A 16,396-nucleotide genomic window follows, 5' to 3' on the forward strand; every position below is an offset into this window, starting at 1 on the left:
CTCGGCTATTGTTGGATCTCGCCTGCCGCGATTTTCTTGTTCAAGGACTCCTGAAGCGACTTGTATCGTTCGGAGGGCTCCATGATGCCCTGAACAGGGGGGCGGATGATGTGCTGATACTCTTCATCGTCGATCTGCAACGCGATGCACAGAGATATTTGGATGCGCTCGATCAGGCGGAGACTCTCGTCAAGCCCCGATTGTGCAAGATGCGTATCTCCTTCGCCCCGGTAATGGGCGGCCATCTGCAGCGCTTCCCCAAGCAGCCCGAGAGTGCCAACGGCACGAGCCAGAGCGGCGGCCCTTCGTTCGCCCAAGGCGCCGAATTGTTCGACATACTTCCGAGTCTCAACGAGAGCCGGTCTAGATCCATACGTCCGGGCGCTCTCAAGCGCCAAGATGCTGCTGGCCCGGTTGAAGCCCATCGCTCTGACTGCGTCGTGCAACTGCCGCGCCACCTGCAATTGCTTTATCAGGGCTTCGGCCTCAGGGCGAATGAGGGCGGTGAATATGGCTTCGTCGACGCTGTTCTTCTGATGACGCCAATTTCCTTCGCGCAGGCCCAGCCATACCGCAGCAGCGGCCGCCGCGGCGGTCCCGACAGCGGAGGCCCAGGCAGCAGTCGCCGAATCGGCGAAGAAAGTGCGAAAGGCGGGGGAAAGTATCGCAGCAAGGGCCAGCACGATGGCTATTGCGCTACCCACCACCACCCACCCGCGCCAATCAAACCAGTCTCGAATGGATTCCTTCATGGTGGATCTATTCCTCGTTGGTGCATCGCGGGATCGTATTCCACTGACGGGGGAATGTCAGCATGAAATTCACCCACAACGCGCTGGCCGACGACCTGGCCGGCCACCTGCGCGAGCGCACGGGCCGCGTCGTCTGGACGGACATGCAGTTGGGCCCGGCGGGCTCGCCGCGCCCCGACGTGTACACGCTGGAGCCGTCCTTTGCGAAATTCTGCCCCATGGCCTACGAGGTCAAGGTGTCGGTCAGCGACTACCGCCGCGACGTGACCGCGGGCAAATGGCAGACCTACCTGCCGTTCGCCGCGGGCGTCACTTTCGCCGTGCCGGCCGGCCTGATCGACAAGGCCGTGCTGCCCGAGGGCTGCGGCCTGATGGTGCGGGGCCCGGAGGGCTGGCGCACCGTGAAGGCGCCGACCCTGCGCGCCATCCAGACGTTGCCCCATACGGCCTGGATCAAACTGATGATCGACGGGCTCGGCCGGGAGGCAGATCGCCGCGCGGCGGCGGCGGCGCCCGGCTTGCGCAACGAATGGAGCCTGCGTCGCCAAGTGGGCCTGAAGCTGGGCGCCGAGGTCGAAGAGGTGCTGGCGGACCGTCACCAGGCCGAATCCGCGTTTCAGCGGCGAACGGAGGATCTGCGCAAGGCCGAGCGAGGGCTGTCGGTGCGGCTTCAGGAGCTTGAGAAGCGGTTGCGCGAGCGCGCTGACGAACAGGCCCAACTGATCGACGGCGTCCGCGCCAACCTGGCGGCCGCCTTGGGCCTGCCGGTGTCGGCTCAGCTCTTCGCCATTCGCAGCGCCGCCGAAGACCAGGCCGCGCGCCTGGATCGTGATGTCGAGGTCCAGCGCTTGCGGGTAGCTCTGCGCGCGGTGGAACGGACCCTGCAGGACGCCCTGCGGCCGCCGCACATCGCGCTGGGGGCAAGGGAGGCTGCATGACACCTAAGCGTCCCTTGATCCGCTACCACGGCGGCAAATGGCGCCTGGCGCCCTGGATCATCCAACATCTGCCGCCACACCGCTGCTACGTCGAACCATTCGGTGGCGGAGCGAGCGTACTGTTTCGGAAGCTGCGCGCCTACGCAGAGGTCTACAACGACCTGGACGGCGAGATCGTGAATCTATTCCGCGTGGCGCGGGACGACGGCGAGCGGCTGGCCAGGGCCTGCGAATTGACACCGTTCGCCCGGGCCGAGTTCGACGCAGCCTATGACCCAGCCGACGATCCACTCGAGCAGGCGAGGCGTACGGTGTTTCGTAGCTTCTCGGGCTTCGGCTCAGCGGCGGCTTCAGGCCAGTCCAGCGGATTCCGAGCCAATAGCAACAGGTCGGGTACCACGCCGGCGCACGACTGGATGAACTATCCGGACTGCCTGCGCATGCTGATCCAGCGCCTGCGCGGCGTCGTGATTGAAAACCGCAATGCTCTCGACTGCATGACGCGTCACGACGGTCCGGAGACGCTGCATTACGTCGACCCCCCGTATGTACATTCGACGCGTTCATTCCGCGCGCGGGCTCATTGCTATCGCCATGAGTTGAACGACGAGCAGCACGAAGCGCTGGCCAGCACGCTGCGACGGCTTAAAGGCATGGTGGTCTTGAGCGGTTACCGCTGCGACCTGTACGACCATTTATACCAAGGCTGGACGCGCGTTGACGGCCGAGCCCACGCCGACGGCGCCCGGCCACGTGTTGAGTCGCTATGGCTGTCCCCCGCGGTGCCCAGGGGCGGCCTATTTCCATCGGAGGGCACATGACAGTTTTTGAAGGGTTGCCGGCGCCTCTGACCCCGCCAGATTGTGACCTGCGGGACTTCGCATTCATGCCCCTGGACGTGGCACGCTTGCGCGATAGCGACTTGGCTATCCAGGTAGGAGCCGAGGAATTCCGCTCGGCGGTTCTGCTGTGGTGCGCGGCCTGGCACCAGGTGCCGGCGGCGAGCCTGCCGGATGACGACAAAGCCCTGGCCGCGCTCGCCGGCTACGGCCGTGTCGTGGCCGAATGGCGGAAACACCGCGACGGCGCGCTGTACGGCTGGGTGAAGTGCGATGACGGACGTCTGTACCACCCGGTGGTGGCCGAAAAGGCCCGTGACGCGTGGCTGGCCAAGCACAAGCACGCCCACGACAAGCTGGTGGACCGCGTCCGGAAAGCCAACAAGCAGCGCGAGCAGCAGCAGCTTCTGCCGTGGGCTGTTCCGTCGCTTGAGGACTGGATCGCCGCCGGCTTTCCGCTGGAAAGTGAACTTTTTCCGGCGGAAAGCGATTGCGGTTCCGGCGGAAAGAACCTGAAAGGGCGAAAGCGTTCCGCCGGAAATCCACCGGAAAACCCTCTTAAGGGAGAGGGACAGGGAGAAGGATATAAAAAAGATATAGCGGCGGCGGCTTTGCATTCCCCCGCACGCGACCCTGTGGATAACTCGCCGCCGCCGTCGGAAGCCCAATGGCGTGCCGCTCAGGAGGAGTGTGCCGCTGGCTACGCCAAGCTGCTGAACAGCCTGGAGCAGGTGCGTGGCAAGCGGTCGAAATTCGTCAGCACCGACATCCGGCTGGTCGCCTGGGAACGGCTGGGCTTGACCCGCGAAAAGCTGGTCGAGGCGTACCACCTGGCCGTGGCCGAACGAGAGGCGGCGGAAGACCCCAGCCCGGTCAACGCGGGGTTCCTGGACGTCTTCGTCGCCAAGGTGCTGAACCCGGCGGAAGGCGAAAGCGTCGCCGGCGCCAGGCCCGCCACCGGCGATCCGCTGGCCTGGGCGGCCACGGCATCAGGCATCGCCGCCAAGGGCGCCGAGCTGGGCATCGTGCAGGACGATGGCGAGCAGTTCCCCGCGTTCAAGCTCCGCGTCCACGCCGCAGCGAACCTCTCCGACCAGGATAGGGCCCGCCTGCTGGCCGATTACGGGGTCCGCACATGACCACCACGACCGTGCAATGCGTCGCCTGCGAGTGGTTCACGCTGCGCGAATTCCCGAAATACGCCGAGCTGGGGCTGGGCCGCTGCGCCCTCATGGTCGAGCGTCCCGGCAGCTTCGTCAGTCCGAACTATCCCCGGCAGTGCCGGGACCACGAACCCGCGCCGGCGGACAAGACCGCGGCGCGTATCGAATGGCTGCGCGATCTGCGCAGCGAAGGAGCATGATGTCGAATCAGATCACTTTCCATGTGCCGGGCTTGCCCAGGGGGAAGGGCCGTGCGAAGTCCAGCTCGCGCATCGGCCGGGATCCGAAGACCGGCGAGCCGCGTGTGTTCACGCGTCACTACACGCCGGAGGCCACGGCCGCCTACGAAAGCCTGGTGAAGCTGGCAGCCTCTCAGGCGATGGCGGGGCGTGCGCCCTATACCGGGGCGATACAGATGCACCTGCACATCGTCAAGCCGATCCCGCAGTCCTGGTCCGGCGTGCGCCAGCGCCGCGCCGCGGCTGGCCAGATCGTGCCCACCGTGAAGCCGGACAGCGACAACGTGGAAAAGGCGGTCAAGGACGGTTGCAACGGCGTGGTGTACCGCGACGACGTCCAGGTCGTGAAGGACAGCAAGGAAAAGGTCTACGGCCCGGTGCCCGGTGTCACGGTCGTCATAACCTTCCGCGACGACCTGGAGCCCGCACAGGGCCGGCCGCGCGGCACGGCTGCACCAGCGCGCCCGGCCGAACGCAGCGAACAATCCGATCTGCTGGGGGCCAACTGATGCAAACCGCAGCCGCAGTTCACCGCGACGTGCTGGCCGCCACGGCTGGCGAGCCGCTTTTCTCCAGCGCGCACGCTGCGCTGACCTTCGCGTTCAACCACTCCACCCAGGTCTACGACCGGCCTCTGATGGCCCGATTGGCTGCCACGCCGCGACCCGGCAGCGGCAAGGGCTTGGGGGGCACGGCCGGCGCGGGCCAGGCTGGCATGGTGCTGGCGAAGCTGGACGGTATGTCCGAGCTGCACCAGTTGATCGTCTTCGCCCGGTTCCTGCCCAAGACCGTGGCGTGTCCGTGCTGCGCCAGCGAGGTATGGGACGCGGACTGGATGGCCGTGGTCCGGAAGATATCCGACACGGCCATGCAGGTGGGCGTGCTGTCCGGGCACTTGGTGCACCGCAGCGTGCGCGACGGCCTGGTCGCGCGGTACTTCGCCGGCAAAGAAGGCCGCGCGCGGATCTCGCCGGGCGCGCTGGCGCTTAAGGCCGGCATCAGCGACCGGACGGTGACCGACCAGAACAGCAAGATCACGCTCTGGCTGCGCGGGTCGAAACTGACCCGCAGGGGGAAGGGCGTCGCGCCAGAAGCAGGGGTAATGGGCGAGGAACAGCGCGCCATGAACCGCATCGAAGCGCTGCTGCTGGCGGGCGGCACGATAGGCGGGAGTTGACACGCTGTAAATTCACCCGCAAAATCCGGCCTATTCTGTCAAGGTGCATAATTGCGCCTGAAGCAAGCCCCGAGCGAAAGTCGGGGCTTTTTGTCTTGTTGGCCCGGGAGATTCGATGCGACGCCTGTGCACGCAGTTCCGTCTGTTGCTGGCCGAATCCATGCTGGGCTGGACGTTGAAGCTCGCGCCGAAAGGGGCGGATGGCGAACGGATTGTGCAGTTGGTCGCCGAGTACTTCCGAGCTTGCAAGAAACCCTAGACAACCGCCTTCGGGCGGTTTTTTCATGCGCAAATCCGGCGCGCTTCCCTGCCGTCCTGGCCGTCAGGCCCTGGCAACTATCCGCGCGCCTTTGCCCGGACAGGCCGGCGAGTGCCCGCAACAACCCCGGCAGCGCGCCATGTGACGCTACGACGAAGCTCCGCGTCGAGAAGGGCGGCAGGGGCGCGCAATCCTATCGTCAAGGAATCCATCATGCGAGATCGTTCGGTGCTTGTGCGGCCCGCGCCGCCACGGAATCTTGCAATCTTCGCGCCCGCGCCCGAGCTGCTGGCCTGGGCGGAACAGACCATCTTCGCTCCGGCCGGGCCGCTTCACAATCCGGACCACATCCACCTGGTCGATGCCGACCTGGCATTCCTCTGGGCACCGGGCGCGTTCGAAAAGGCCGGGCGTACGGTCCTGGGCCAGGCCGAACAGGTCATGTTCCGGGCCGGCGGCTGGCAGAAGGCCCGCCAGGAACAGCAGATGGTGGAATGGTTCGGCAGTGTGCCGGAGTTCCTGATCACGCTGGCGGCGGACTACTGCGCCATCTGCAGCGACGCGGAATTCTGCGCCCTGGTCGAGCACGAGCTGTACCACGTCGGCCACGCGCGGGACCCGTTCGGCGCGCCGGCCTTCGACAGGGAGGGCCGGCCCAAGCTGCGGATCGTCGGGCACGATGTGGAGGAGTTCGTCGGCGTCGTGGCGCGCTACGGGCCGTCCGAGGACGTGCAGCGCCTGGTGGCTGCCGCCGGCGCGCAGCCCGCCGTGGCGCGATTGAACATTGCTCGGGCCTGCGGGTGCTGCCTGAAGGTAGCCTGATCGCGCATCACCGAATCAGCTTCTGGTCGGAGTTCCGTTCGATGCGGGGCGAGGTGGAGCTGCATTCGATTCCAAGTAATCAAGGAGCCGCTTGTACAACGTTCGGCCTTCCTCGAATAGCCGTGCTCGGCAATCAGTGAGTGTCGCTCCGGCGACCACCATGGTCAACGCCGCGGTGCCTATCGCATTGGCTATATACACGGCGGACTGCTTCGAAGGCCCGTAAATCGCAATGAACTCCGATTCATCCACGTCATCACGCGTCGTCAACCGAGTGTGGAGCGAGATGGATGGTTTGTTCGGATGGGCGCCCAGGGCGATAAGGGCTTCGTAGTTGGCTTTGAGTTGGACGTGCTCATCGATTCCCTCCTCCTTTAGGAACCTAAACGCCTCCGATGCGCGGACCTTCTTCTTGGAATCTTGTGGTGGATTCTTCCAGCGCCCGAAATGGTCTTCGCCTCGAGATATCACATATCCGTACAGCGCGGCTTCGAGCGCCGCGCGAACTGTTGCGTGGACCGCGGATGTGTGCCCGCTAAAGGCTAGCTGAAAGGCGCTCATGAACGTCGTCATGGAACTTTGAAAGAGCAGTTGGGGCACGGGATTTCCCCTTGTCGGGAGCCTGACAAACTCACTCATTTTGTCGCTATACAGCTCCGCCAACTTGAATAACTCTTGCATCTGAGGATGCGCAAGGTGTCTCTGATACGACGCGTTGGAGATGTTTATGTACCGGTGAAGCTCGGACATAGCGCTTCCCTTTTTCATGGTTGTAGATCGGATTATTGCGCATGGCGAAGCTGACTGACACCCACAAGCGCGTCATCGTGCAGGCGCTGGCCTGCTGGGACAGCCCAAAGGAGGTTTCCGAGGCGCTGCGCGAGCACTTCGGCATTGACGTGCCCCGCATGCAGGTGGCGCAGTACGACCCCACGAAGGTGGCGGGGAAGGCCTTGGCCAGGAAGTGGCGAGACCTGTTCGACGCCACGCGGGAGGCGTTCCGCGCCGAAGCAGCCAAGATTCCCATCGCCGAACAAGCATTCCGGCTGCGCGCGCTGGGCAAGATCTACAGCCGGCACATGGAGCGCGGCAACTTGGTGGGCGCCGCTGCGGTGCTCGAGCAGGCCGCCAAGGAGAGCGGCGGCATGTTCACGAACCGTCAGCGCTTGGAGCATACCGGCGAGGGTGGCGGGCCGGTCATGATGGCCACGCTGACGAGGGAGGAATACCAGAAGGCCCGCCGCGAGATGCTCGCGAATGACGACTGCTAATCAGCAGGCCTACGCGCGGCGCGTGGAATGCGAAGAGGACGGGCTGTACTTCGCCCGCTATTTCTTCAAGCAGCGCATGGGCAGCAAGATGATCGTTGCGCCGCACCACAAGGTCATCCAGGACACCCTGGACCGGGTGGTGGGGGGCGAGATCACCCGGCTGATCATCAACGTCCCGCCCGGCTACACCAAGACGGAGATGGCCACGATCAACATGATCGGCCGTGGCTTGGCGCTGAACAACCGCGCCCGCTTCATGCATCTGTCGTACTCGCACAACCTGGCGCTGCTGAATTCCAGCACCGCGCGCGGCGTCGTGAAATCGGCGGCGTATCAGGCCATGTGGCCGATGACGCTGCGCGACGATGCCGACAGCAAGGCCATGTGGTGGACCCAGCACGGTGGCGGCGTGTACGCCTCGTCGGCCGCCGGCCAGGTGACAGGCTTTCGCGCTGGCCATATGGAGCCGGGTTGGCAGGGCGCGCTGATCATCGACGACCCGGTGAAGCCAGACGATGCGCACAGCGAGACCGTGCGCGACGGCATCAACGACCGCTTCAACGAGACGATCCGGAGCCGTCTGGCGATCGAAGCGACGCCAATGATCGTCATCATGCAACGGATCCACTACAAGGATCTGAGCGGCTATCTCCTGCGCGGCGGGTCCGGTGAAAAGTGGCATCACCTTTGCCTCCCGGTCATCATCGACAACAGCGATTTGTATCCGGAGGAAAATACCCACGGCATCCCCGTGGAGCATGGCCTGCCTGACGGTTGGCTCTGGCCATACAAGCACAACGAAAGCCACCGGACCGCGCTGTTTTCGCATCGGCGCACCGCTGAGGCCCAATACCTACAGCGTCCCAAGCGCTTCAACGCCGAGGGCGCGCTCTGGAGCGAGGCGCTGATCGCCGCGGCCCACGCCCTGCAGATCCGGCAGGACTTGGCCAGGACGGTGATAGCCATCGACCCCCAGGCCACGAACAGCGACGAAAGCGACGAGACGGGGATCGTGGCGGCCAGCTCCTATGGTGGCGGCGACGTGCGCCAGTTCACGGTCGACGGCGACTACAGCGGGAAATTCAGCCCGGCGGGCTGGGCTAAGAAGGCCATGGCGGCGCACGACCAGCACAACGCTGACGCCATCGTGATTGAGACGAACCAGGGCGGCGACATGGCCGAGGAAACCCTGCGCAATGCGGGCTTCAAGGGCCGGATCATCCGGGTCCACGCCAGCAAAGGGAAATTCTCCCGCGCGGAGCCGATATCGGCGCTCTACGAGCAGGGCCGGGTCGCGCATCGCGGCGCGCTCTACGTGCTGGAGAACCAACTCATGGAGTACATCCCGGCCACGGCGAAGAAATCGCCGGACAGGCTGGACGCGATGGTGTATGCGCTGACAGAACTGGGAGGTGTGCAGGCTGCCGGCGTGTTGCTCCCGAAACGACTGCAGGGACGGTAATGGCGATTTTCAAACTGGCGGCGCTGGACGGCTCCGTGGAGATGGTCGTCCGCGCACGCTGCATTAGCTGCGCCCGCACCGTGGCGGTCGATCATGCCGGCCCGGAAGGCACGCGGGTGTGGCGCGATCCCAGCCTGTCCAGCGTCGAGCTGGTGCGCGAGGCGGATAAGACGGCCCTGATCCTCAGGGCGGAGCGGAAATGACGGACAAACTTCAACTGGCGGTCAACCATGCATTGGATGACCTCCGGACGGCGCGCGCCCGCATGGGGCTGCTCAACCCTGGCGGGCTCGGCCTGGACCAGAAGCGCAGCATGGCCTGGTGCGAGTACGGTTTCCCGGAAAACGTCAGCTATGACATGCTGTTCAACCTCTACAAGCGGGGTGGCATCGCGCACGGCGTAGTAAACAAGCTCGCCGGCCATTGCTGGAAGACGCCGCCGGAGGTTATCCAGGGCGGAAAAGACGAGCGGTCCAAGCAAGAAACGGCCTGGGAAAAAGAAGCGTCTGCAGTGCTGACGCCGTCCATGTGGCGGCAGTTCGCCGATGCCGACCGGCGACGGCTGGTGGGCCGCTATGCGGGCATCATTCTGCGCCTGCGCGACAACCAGGAGTGGGACCAGCCCGTCCAGGGCGGTGCCAAGGCGCTTGCCGGCGTGATCGTGTCATGGGCCAGCGCGCTTACCGTGGCGGAATGGGAAACCGACACCAAGTCGGACGCCTACGGCAAGCCCAAGATGTGGCAGTACGTGGAGGCCGGAATCAGCGGCCAGCCGGCGCGCAACGTGCGAATCCACGCGGACCGCGTGTTCACCCTGGGCGACTACTCCGCCGACGCGATCGGCTTCCTGGAGCCGCCTTACAACGCATTCGTTAGTCTGGAAAAGGTCGAGGGCGGCTCAGGCGAGGCGTTCCTGAAGAACGCTGCCCGTCAGGTGGCGGTCAACTTCGACAAGGAAGTAGACCTGCGGTCGATTGCCTCGGCCTACGGGGTCAAGGTCGAAGAGTTGCAGGAGCGGTTCAACGATGCGGCCCGCGAAATCAATCGCGGCAATGACACCATGCTGATCACCCAGGGCGCATCCGTCGAACCGCTGGTGTCGCAGGTGCCTGACCCCCAGCCGACCTACAACATCAACTTACAGACGGTGTGCGCGTCGATTGATGTGCCGTCTCGCATTGTCGTTGGTAATCAGCAAGGTGAGCGTGCCAGCACTGAGGATCAGAAGTACCTCAACGCCCGGTGCCAGTCGCGCCGGACCAATGAGCTGTCCTTCGAGATCCACGACTTCGTCACGCATCTGATCCGCATCGGCGTGCTGAAGGCCCAGACCGAATACTCGGTGATCTGGGACGACCTGAACGAGGCGACGCCGGCAGACAAGATGGCCAGCGCCAAGCTGATGAGCGAGGTCAACACGGCGGCGATCGGCACCGGCGAGCAGGTGTTCGACACGAACGAGATTCGTACGGCCGCTGGCTTCGAGCCGCGCGACGAGGCCGACCCGCTCCCTGACGATGATGAGGACGAGGATGGCCCGGGCGCCAATCCTGCCGACGAACCACGCCGATCCGACCGGCGTTGATCGGCTGGAGCGGGGCGCGATCCGCGAGCTGGCGCGCCGGGTCGCGCTGGTCCGCCGGGCCTATGTCAGCGCCATCCAGCACTTCCAGCCTGGGCTGGCGGTCAACAAGCGCTACACCTTCCGCCTGGATCCGGCCATCCTGGCCAGGGTCTATGACGACCTCGATCGCCTGACGGACTCGGTGTTCCTGCAGGGCGGGCAACAGCAGCTCTGGTTCTTCGACAGCTACGTCGGCGTGGCATACCTGCGCGGTACCGCCCAGGAATTCGCCAACCTGGCGCAGCAGTCCCCGGCGTACCAGGCCGGCCGCCAGGACCTGGCCAACCTGCTGCGCAGCCGGCCCTACCAGGACCGGATCGCGCTTATCCGGGCGCGCGAGTTCGAGGAAATGAAGGGGCTGTCCGGCCAGGTGAAGGCCGACATGGGGCGCGTGCTGTCGGACGGCATGGCCCGCGGCCTGAATCCTCGGGAGATTGCCCGGAACTTGTCCGACCAGGCGGGCGTCGAGGAGCGCCGGGCGAAGAAGATCGCCCGCACCGAGATCCCGACTGCACTGCGCCGCGCGCGGATGGATGAGGCGGACGACGCCGCCGACTCCTACGGCACCCAGGCCATGCAGATGCACATGTCGGCGCTCAGCCCGACGACGCGGCCACACCACGCCAGCCGGCACGCCAAGCTGTTCACGACCGACCAGCAGCGCGCCTGGTGGGCCAAAGACGGCAATTCCATTAACTGCAAGTGCAGCACGGTCACCGTGCTGGTCGACGCTGACGGCAAGCCCCTGGTGCCCGGCATCGTGGAGCGGGCTCGCAGGAACTACCAGGTCATGAAAGCCAAGGGTAAGGGCACTTGGACGGAGGAATGATGAAGATAAAACGCATACTGCTGGCCCTCGGCCTGGCGCTGCCGGGAATCGGGCAGGGCGGGGTCGCCCTGCAGGTCAATTCGGGCGGCACGGCCGATCGCATGCAGGTGAATGTCACCACGCAGGTGAACAGCAAGGCGATCCGGCGCGAGATGCACAACGGCCGCGAACACTGGGTGGTGCCGAGCTACACGCTGCCCGCCGACGTCGTGATGAACGGCGGTCTGTATCCCGCCGCGGAGATCGACGCCCACTACCAGAAGCTCGAGGGCACGCTGGCGCCGCTGGGCCATCCCCAGGTGGACGGCAAGTTCGTGTCCGCTTTCAGCCCGGAAGGGATCAACGTCGGTCACGTCGGCGCCTGGAACCGCAACGTCAAGAAGTCTGGCAACCGCATCTACGTCGAAAAATGGATCGACATTGAGGTCGCGGGCCAGAGCGAGGGCGGAAAGCGGCTGCTTGAACGCCTGGAGGCGCTGGAGCGGGGCGACGACGTGCCGCCGATCCACACCAGCGTGGCGGTGCTTCTGGAGCGGATCGACGCCACGCACGCCGACGGCAGCTTCGACTGGATCGCCAAGATCCACGGCATGGACCACGACGCCATCCTGCTGGACCAGGTCGGCGCGGCCACGCCAGAGCAGGGCGTAGGTTTGATGGTCAACGCCGACCTGGCCGTGCCGCTGGCCGCGAATGCTGGCGTGCTAGTGGGCGAATCCTTCCGCGAGAAGGAAGCCCGCATCCAGGCCGCGGCCAAGGCGCGTTTTGCGCCGGGCCCGGACGAATACGTCTGGGTGGCGGATTTCACGGACATCCAGGTCGTGATCGTCAAGAACGGCGGCGCGGCCGAGGCCTACGGCTACTCGTCCGAGGGCGGAAAGATCGTCTTCGACGACACCGGCAGCCCGGTCGTGCGTCAGGAATCCTGGGTCGCCGCCGCATTCAATTCCCTGAAACGAGCTTTCAACCAGCAGGCCCGGCCTGCGCAACTCAAGGAGGGCGATATGCCTCTCACCGCTGAAGAAAAGGCCGAGCTGACCACCGACATCAGCAAAGCCATCACCGCGAACATTGGCCAGGCGATTGCCGAAGCCATCAAACCGGTCTCCGCCGCCATGGAAACGCTGCAGGCGAACCATCATGCGCTGGCCGAGACCCTGACGGCCAACGCGCGCGCCGAAGAAGCTGACAAGCGCAAGGCCGTGGCCGCCAAGCACGGCGAAGTGGTCGCCAACGCGCTGTCCGGCGAGGCGCTGGACGCGATGTTCAAGTCGCTGGGCGACGCCGCAGCGCTGGCCGGCAATTCCGGCCAAGGCCAGGTCACCGGCCTGACCGCGGACGTTGCCAACCTGCCCAAGGAGTAAGCCATGAGCCGCTACCGCCGCGTCAATATCGACGGCCAGTCGCTGTACAAGACCGAAACCCGGCTCACCGCTGCCGCGCTGCTGCCGGGCACCTTCGCCGTCCTGAACGGCGCCGACAAGTTCGCCCAGGCCGCCGAAACGGTCGGGCGCCTGTACGTCATCGACTGCGCCTATCACCAGGGCCTGGGCATCCGCGACGCCGTTCCCGCTGGCAATTCCGCCGTCGGCAACTACGTCGAGGAAGGCCGCGAACTGGCCATTCTGTGCCCTGCCGGCACCTACGCCAAGGACACGCCCATCAAACTGGGCGTCAACGGCCTGGGCGCCATCGCCACGGACGACACCGATACGGTGCTGGGCTACAGCCAGGACGATGCCGTGATCGCCGCCAGCACCACCGACTTCATCCGCGTGCGCTTCCGCGTCGGCACCGTCGCCGCGGCCGCCGGCGAGCCTTAATCCGAGGAGAAGGCAACATGTATCTGACTCAATCCGCAATCGCCGCGCATCCGCGCCTGATGGCCCACTATCAGCACCTGCAGGCCAACCGCAACATCTGGAATCTCCAGAACGCGGCCATGATCGCCGCCAATCGGGCGGTCATGACGCCGGACATGCTGGCCTGCAACGCGCTGGCCGGTTTGGGCCGCGAGTTCTGGGCCGAGATCGACAACCAGATCGCCCAGTACCGGAACCAGGAAACTGGCATGGAGATCGTGCAGGACCTGCTGCGCGTGCAGCAGGTGCTGAATATCGGCAAGACCGCCAAGCTCTACAACGTGGTGGGCGACATCGCCGATGACGTCCAGGTCTCCATCGACGGCCAGGCGCCGTATTCGTTCGACCATACCGAATACAACTCGGATGGCGACCCGATCCCGGTATTCTCGGCTGGCTACGGCGTGAACTGGCGCCATGCCGCCGGCATGTCCACGGTCGGCATCGACCTGGTGCTGGACTCGCAGGGCGCCAAGCTGCGCAAGTTCAACAAGCGCCTGGTGTCGTACGTCCTGGACGGCGACAAGGACATCCAGGTGCAGAACTACCCGGCCCAGGGCCTGCGCAATCACCGCAACACCGTCAAGGTGAACCTGGGCAGTGGCGCCGGCGGCGCGAACATCGACCTGACGACCGCCACCCAGCAGCAGTTGATCGACTTCTTCACCAAAGGCGCTTTCGGCCAGGCCGCGCGCGCCAACAAGGTGGATGCCTACGACGTCGTCTGGGTGTCGCCCGAGATCATGGCCAATCTGGACGGCGACTATGTAAACGGGGGCGTCGTCAACGGCACCATCCGTGACCGCATTCTCGCCCGGGCGAAGATCCGCGAATTCCGCGAATCCTACGCCCTGTCGGGCAACGAGTTCCTGGGCTACCAGCGCCGTCAGGATGTGGTTTCGCCTCTGGTCGGCATGTCGACGGGCACCGTGCCGCTGCCGCGGCCGCTGCCCCAGACGAACTACAACTTCCAGGTCATGGCCGCCATGGGCCTGCAGATCAAACGCGACGACGAAGGCCTGTCGGGCGTGATCTACGGCGCCAATCTGGCGTAAGGAGCGGACATGCCCAAGGTAGAAGTTATCCGCCCCTGGAACGGGGTGCAGCGCGGCCAGGTGCTGGTGCTGAAGGAAATCCCCGCGGCGCTGCGGGCCAACGTCCGCGAGATAGTCGACCAGGCGGCGGCCGCTGGCCCCGTCGAGATCGACATCCAGCGCCATATCGACGAAGCAGTCCGGCAGGCGCTCGACGGGACGCGGAGCGACATCAACCGCATGCTGGACAACGCCCGCCGGGAGGCCGACGCAATCGTGGTCGCAGCTCACGAGGAGGCGGGGCGGATCCGCGCCGCGGCCCAGGCAGCCGCCGCGCCGGCGGGACAGTTGACCCCGGCCACGCCCGGCGCGGTAGCCGGGGCCGGCTTGCCGGACAAGGAGCGGAAGGCCCTCATCACCGCGCGCCTGAAGGAGCTGAAGGTCGATCACGACGGCCGCAAGAGCGCCGACGAGCTGGCCGCGCTGCTGCCGCCGGACGAGCTGGCGGCCTTGTTCCCCGGCGAGTAAGCCGCCTCCGGGCGGCTTTTTCACATGGCCCCGCCGCGCGCGGGGCCATTTTCATTCTGAGAGCTGGATATGGTGACGGTTGAACAAGCGAGGCAATACCTGGAAGGACAGGGCATCGTCCTGCCGGATTTCGTGCTGGCCGCGCTGGTCGAGCAGGCCAACACGATCCAGCCGTGTCTGGAAGATCACTACGCGCCGGCGACCGCGCTGCTGATCCAGCTCTATGTCCTGGCCTTGATGGGCCTGGGCCAGGGTGACCGGTACATCAGCAGCCAGACGGCGGCCAGCGGCGCATCGCGCTCGTTTCGATACCAGGCCTTCGCGGATCGCTGGCGCGGCGCGCTGGCGCTGCTGCGCGGCCTGGATACCTTCGGCTGCGCTGATGGCCTCATTCCGCCCGACCCGACCCAGACGGCGCACGCCGGCATCTGGGTGGCGAAGGGCGGCTGCATGTGCGGGGACGGCTGATGTCCGCCACCGCGAACTGGAGCTATACGGCCACCGCGCAGGTGCGGCCGTTTGTATCCCGTGACCAGTGGACCGGCGAAGCCGTCTACGGCGACGCCTACGACATCGCCTGCACCTGGACCGCAGACAACAGCCAGGAGCGGATGGCCGGCGGCCAGGGCGGCTCACAGGGGGCCGAGTTCATCGCCAAGCACACCATCTTCACCGAAGACCCGCGGCCCCAGTATCTCGATCTGATCATGTTCGACGGGTCGGATGGCTGGGAAGAGATCCGCGCCGTGATGACGTGGGATATGTCGCCGTTCGGCGAAGCCCCCGACTACAAGCTGGTGACCTGATGCCTGTTCGTGGAATCGAGCGCGTGCGACGCGGCTATCGGGTGGCCGTGTCGAAGATCGCCGGCAGCACGACCGAACAGGCCGTCTACGAGATCCTCAGCCAGGTCGGCGCCATGGCAAACCAGATGGTTCCCATGGACACGTCCACCCTGGTGAACAGCCAGTACGCGCCGCAGATCGAGCAGGAACACGGCAAGACCACGGGAAGCATCGGCTACACGGCCGAATACGCGGCCGCCGTGCACGACGCGCCCGGCACGCTGCGCGGACAGCCGCGTGACCCGAACGATCCGAGCCGCGGCGACTTCTGGGATCCGAACGCGGAGCCGGGATTCCTGACGAAGGGCGGTGACGAAGTCCAGCCTGCGGTGCCGGCCATCCTGAAACGCCACTACCGGGTCTGAGCATGTTCGAACAGTTCAAGCAATGGGTGGCGCTGACCGTGCCGGCCTCGACCTACGCATTCAGCCGCGGCATGTGGCAGGACGGCCCCGATGTCGCGCAGCAGTGGTTTTGCGCACTGCTTCAGATGGCCGGGCCGGCGCCAGACGTGGACGACCGACGCCCGCGCTATCGCGTGCTGCTGCTGGGCCCGCGCAATGGGCGCGAACACGCCGGCGCCATCCAGACGACCGCCGAGGCCTTGGTCCAGGCCGCGCTGGGCGACATCGCGCCGTGCGGTGCTGCTTCCGTCCGTGCCATCGGGGAGCCGGTGGGGCCCGGATATACCGCCGAGAACCGCCCCTGGTACTCGGTTGATTTTCAAGTCCTTTTTTGAACAGGAGGCCACA

General features: G+C 65.5%; 23 protein-coding genes. 21 read left to right on the forward strand and 2 right to left on the reverse strand.

The window, feature by feature from the left end:
* Positions 1-5: 5 nt before the first annotated feature.
* Positions 6-752 (reverse strand): hypothetical protein, encoded by a 747-nt coding sequence (locus tag WHX56_RS14080; protein WP_338881537.1) that lies wholly within the window; start codon positions 750-752, stop codon positions 6-8.
* 62 nt (positions 753-814) lie between these two features.
* Here WHX56_RS14080 and WHX56_RS14085 point away from each other — a divergent pair, with 62 nt between their 5' ends.
* The 8 genes from WHX56_RS14085 (at position 815) to WHX56_RS14120 (ending at position 6,189) form a co-directional block, all read left to right on the forward strand.
* Entirely contained in the window at positions 815-1,690 is an 876-nt protein-coding gene (locus WHX56_RS14085; protein WP_338881539.1) for an MmcB family DNA repair protein, read from the forward strand.
* Positions 1,687-2,511, forward strand: a complete 825-nt coding sequence (locus WHX56_RS14090; protein WP_338881541.1) for a DNA adenine methylase — start codon at positions 1,687-1,689, stop codon at positions 2,509-2,511. Before WHX56_RS14085 ends, WHX56_RS14090 begins: the two co-directional genes overlap by 4 nt.
* On the forward strand, positions 2,508-3,668 hold the full coding sequence (locus WHX56_RS14095) for a DUF1376 domain-containing protein (protein WP_338881543.1): 1,161 nt from the start codon (positions 2,508-2,510) through the stop codon (positions 3,666-3,668). Before WHX56_RS14090 ends, WHX56_RS14095 begins: the two co-directional genes overlap by 4 nt.
* Entirely contained in the window at positions 3,665-3,892 is a 228-nt protein-coding gene (locus tag WHX56_RS14100; protein ID WP_338881544.1) for a hypothetical protein, read from the forward strand. The genes WHX56_RS14095 and WHX56_RS14100 overlap by 4 nt, the downstream gene beginning before the upstream one ends.
* Positions 3,889-4,440, forward strand: a complete 552-nt coding sequence (locus WHX56_RS14105; RefSeq protein WP_338881546.1) for a RusA family crossover junction endodeoxyribonuclease — start codon at positions 3,889-3,891, stop codon at positions 4,438-4,440. The genes WHX56_RS14100 and WHX56_RS14105 overlap by 4 nt, the downstream gene beginning before the upstream one ends.
* Positions 4,440-5,108 carry a hypothetical protein gene (locus tag WHX56_RS14110; protein ID WP_338881548.1) on the forward strand — a complete coding sequence of 223 codons (669 nt, stop codon included), beginning with the start codon at positions 4,440-4,442 and terminating at the stop codon, positions 5,106-5,108. The genes WHX56_RS14105 and WHX56_RS14110 overlap by 1 nt, the downstream gene beginning before the upstream one ends.
* A 115-nt stretch (positions 5,109-5,223) precedes the next feature.
* The gene (locus tag WHX56_RS14115; protein WP_338881550.1) at positions 5,224-5,367 is read left to right on the forward strand and encodes a hypothetical protein; all 144 of its coding nucleotides are present in this window, start codon (positions 5,224-5,226) and stop codon (positions 5,365-5,367) included.
* A 213-nt stretch (positions 5,368-5,580) separates the two neighbouring features.
* A complete protein-coding gene (locus tag WHX56_RS14120; protein ID WP_338881552.1) occupies positions 5,581-6,189 on the forward strand; it encodes a putative metallopeptidase in 609 nt (202 codons plus the stop codon).
* Positions 6,190-6,204: 15 nt separating this feature from the next.
* On the opposite strand, the gene WHX56_RS14125 is transcribed toward WHX56_RS14120, so the two are convergent.
* A complete protein-coding gene (locus WHX56_RS14125; protein ID WP_338881553.1) occupies positions 6,205-6,789 on the reverse strand; it encodes a hypothetical protein in 585 nt (194 codons plus the stop codon).
* A gap of 191 nt (positions 6,790-6,980) precedes the next feature.
* On the opposite strand from WHX56_RS14125, the gene WHX56_RS14130 reads away from it, so the two are divergent.
* From WHX56_RS14130 to WHX56_RS14190, 13 genes are all read left to right on the forward strand, one after another.
* Positions 6,981-7,460: a DUF2280 domain-containing protein gene (locus WHX56_RS14130; protein WP_338881554.1), complete on the forward strand. Its 480-nt coding sequence runs from the start codon at positions 6,981-6,983 to the stop codon at positions 7,458-7,460.
* On the forward strand, positions 7,447-8,922 hold the full coding sequence (locus WHX56_RS14135; protein ID WP_338881555.1) for a hypothetical protein: 1,476 nt from the start codon (positions 7,447-7,449) through the stop codon (positions 8,920-8,922). Before WHX56_RS14130 ends, WHX56_RS14135 begins: the two co-directional genes overlap by 14 nt.
* On the forward strand, positions 8,922-9,125 hold the full coding sequence (locus tag WHX56_RS14140) for a hypothetical protein (protein ID WP_338881557.1): 204 nt from the start codon (positions 8,922-8,924) through the stop codon (positions 9,123-9,125). The genes WHX56_RS14135 and WHX56_RS14140 overlap by 1 nt, the downstream gene beginning before the upstream one ends.
* Positions 9,122-10,507: an anti-CBASS protein Acb1 family protein gene (locus WHX56_RS14145; protein ID WP_338881559.1), complete on the forward strand. Its 1,386-nt coding sequence runs from the start codon at positions 9,122-9,124 to the stop codon at positions 10,505-10,507. The genes WHX56_RS14140 and WHX56_RS14145 overlap by 4 nt, the downstream gene beginning before the upstream one ends.
* Entirely contained in the window at positions 10,455-11,375 is a 921-nt protein-coding gene (locus WHX56_RS14150; protein WP_338881560.1) for a phage minor head protein, read from the forward strand. The genes WHX56_RS14145 and WHX56_RS14150 overlap by 53 nt, the downstream gene beginning before the upstream one ends.
* Positions 11,372-12,739, forward strand: a complete 1,368-nt coding sequence (locus WHX56_RS14155) for a hypothetical protein (protein WP_338881562.1) — start codon at positions 11,372-11,374, stop codon at positions 12,737-12,739. The genes WHX56_RS14150 and WHX56_RS14155 overlap by 4 nt, the downstream gene beginning before the upstream one ends.
* A gap of 3 nt (positions 12,740-12,742) precedes the next feature.
* Entirely contained in the window at positions 12,743-13,198 is a 456-nt protein-coding gene (locus WHX56_RS14160; RefSeq protein ID WP_338881563.1) for a phage cement protein, read from the forward strand.
* 17 nt (positions 13,199-13,215) lie between these two features.
* A complete protein-coding gene (locus WHX56_RS14165; RefSeq protein WP_338881564.1) occupies positions 13,216-14,292 on the forward strand; it encodes a major capsid protein in 1,077 nt (358 codons plus the stop codon).
* 9 nt (positions 14,293-14,301) lie between these two features.
* Complete coding sequence (locus WHX56_RS14170) at positions 14,302-14,799, forward strand: hypothetical protein (RefSeq protein WP_338881565.1); 498 nt, start codon at positions 14,302-14,304, stop codon at positions 14,797-14,799.
* Positions 14,800-14,868: 69 nt separating this feature from the next.
* Positions 14,869-15,267, forward strand: a complete 399-nt coding sequence (locus tag WHX56_RS14175; protein WP_338881566.1) for a DUF7370 family protein — start codon at positions 14,869-14,871, stop codon at positions 15,265-15,267.
* Positions 15,267-15,605, forward strand: a complete 339-nt coding sequence (locus tag WHX56_RS14180; protein WP_338881568.1) for a hypothetical protein — start codon at positions 15,267-15,269, stop codon at positions 15,603-15,605. Before WHX56_RS14175 ends, WHX56_RS14180 begins: the two co-directional genes overlap by 1 nt.
* Positions 15,605-16,009, forward strand: a complete 405-nt coding sequence (locus WHX56_RS14185) for a hypothetical protein (RefSeq protein WP_338881569.1) — start codon at positions 15,605-15,607, stop codon at positions 16,007-16,009. Before WHX56_RS14180 ends, WHX56_RS14185 begins: the two co-directional genes overlap by 1 nt.
* 2 nt (positions 16,010-16,011) lie before the next feature.
* Positions 16,012-16,383, forward strand: coding sequence for a phage tail termination protein (locus WHX56_RS14190; RefSeq protein ID WP_338881571.1), 372 nt, complete (start codon positions 16,012-16,014; stop codon positions 16,381-16,383).
* Positions 16,384-16,396: the final 13 nt, after the last annotated feature.

The organism is Achromobacter veterisilvae (assembly GCF_037619525.1).
Lineage (GTDB): Bacteria > Pseudomonadota > Gammaproteobacteria > Burkholderiales > Burkholderiaceae_B > Achromobacter > Achromobacter veterisilvae.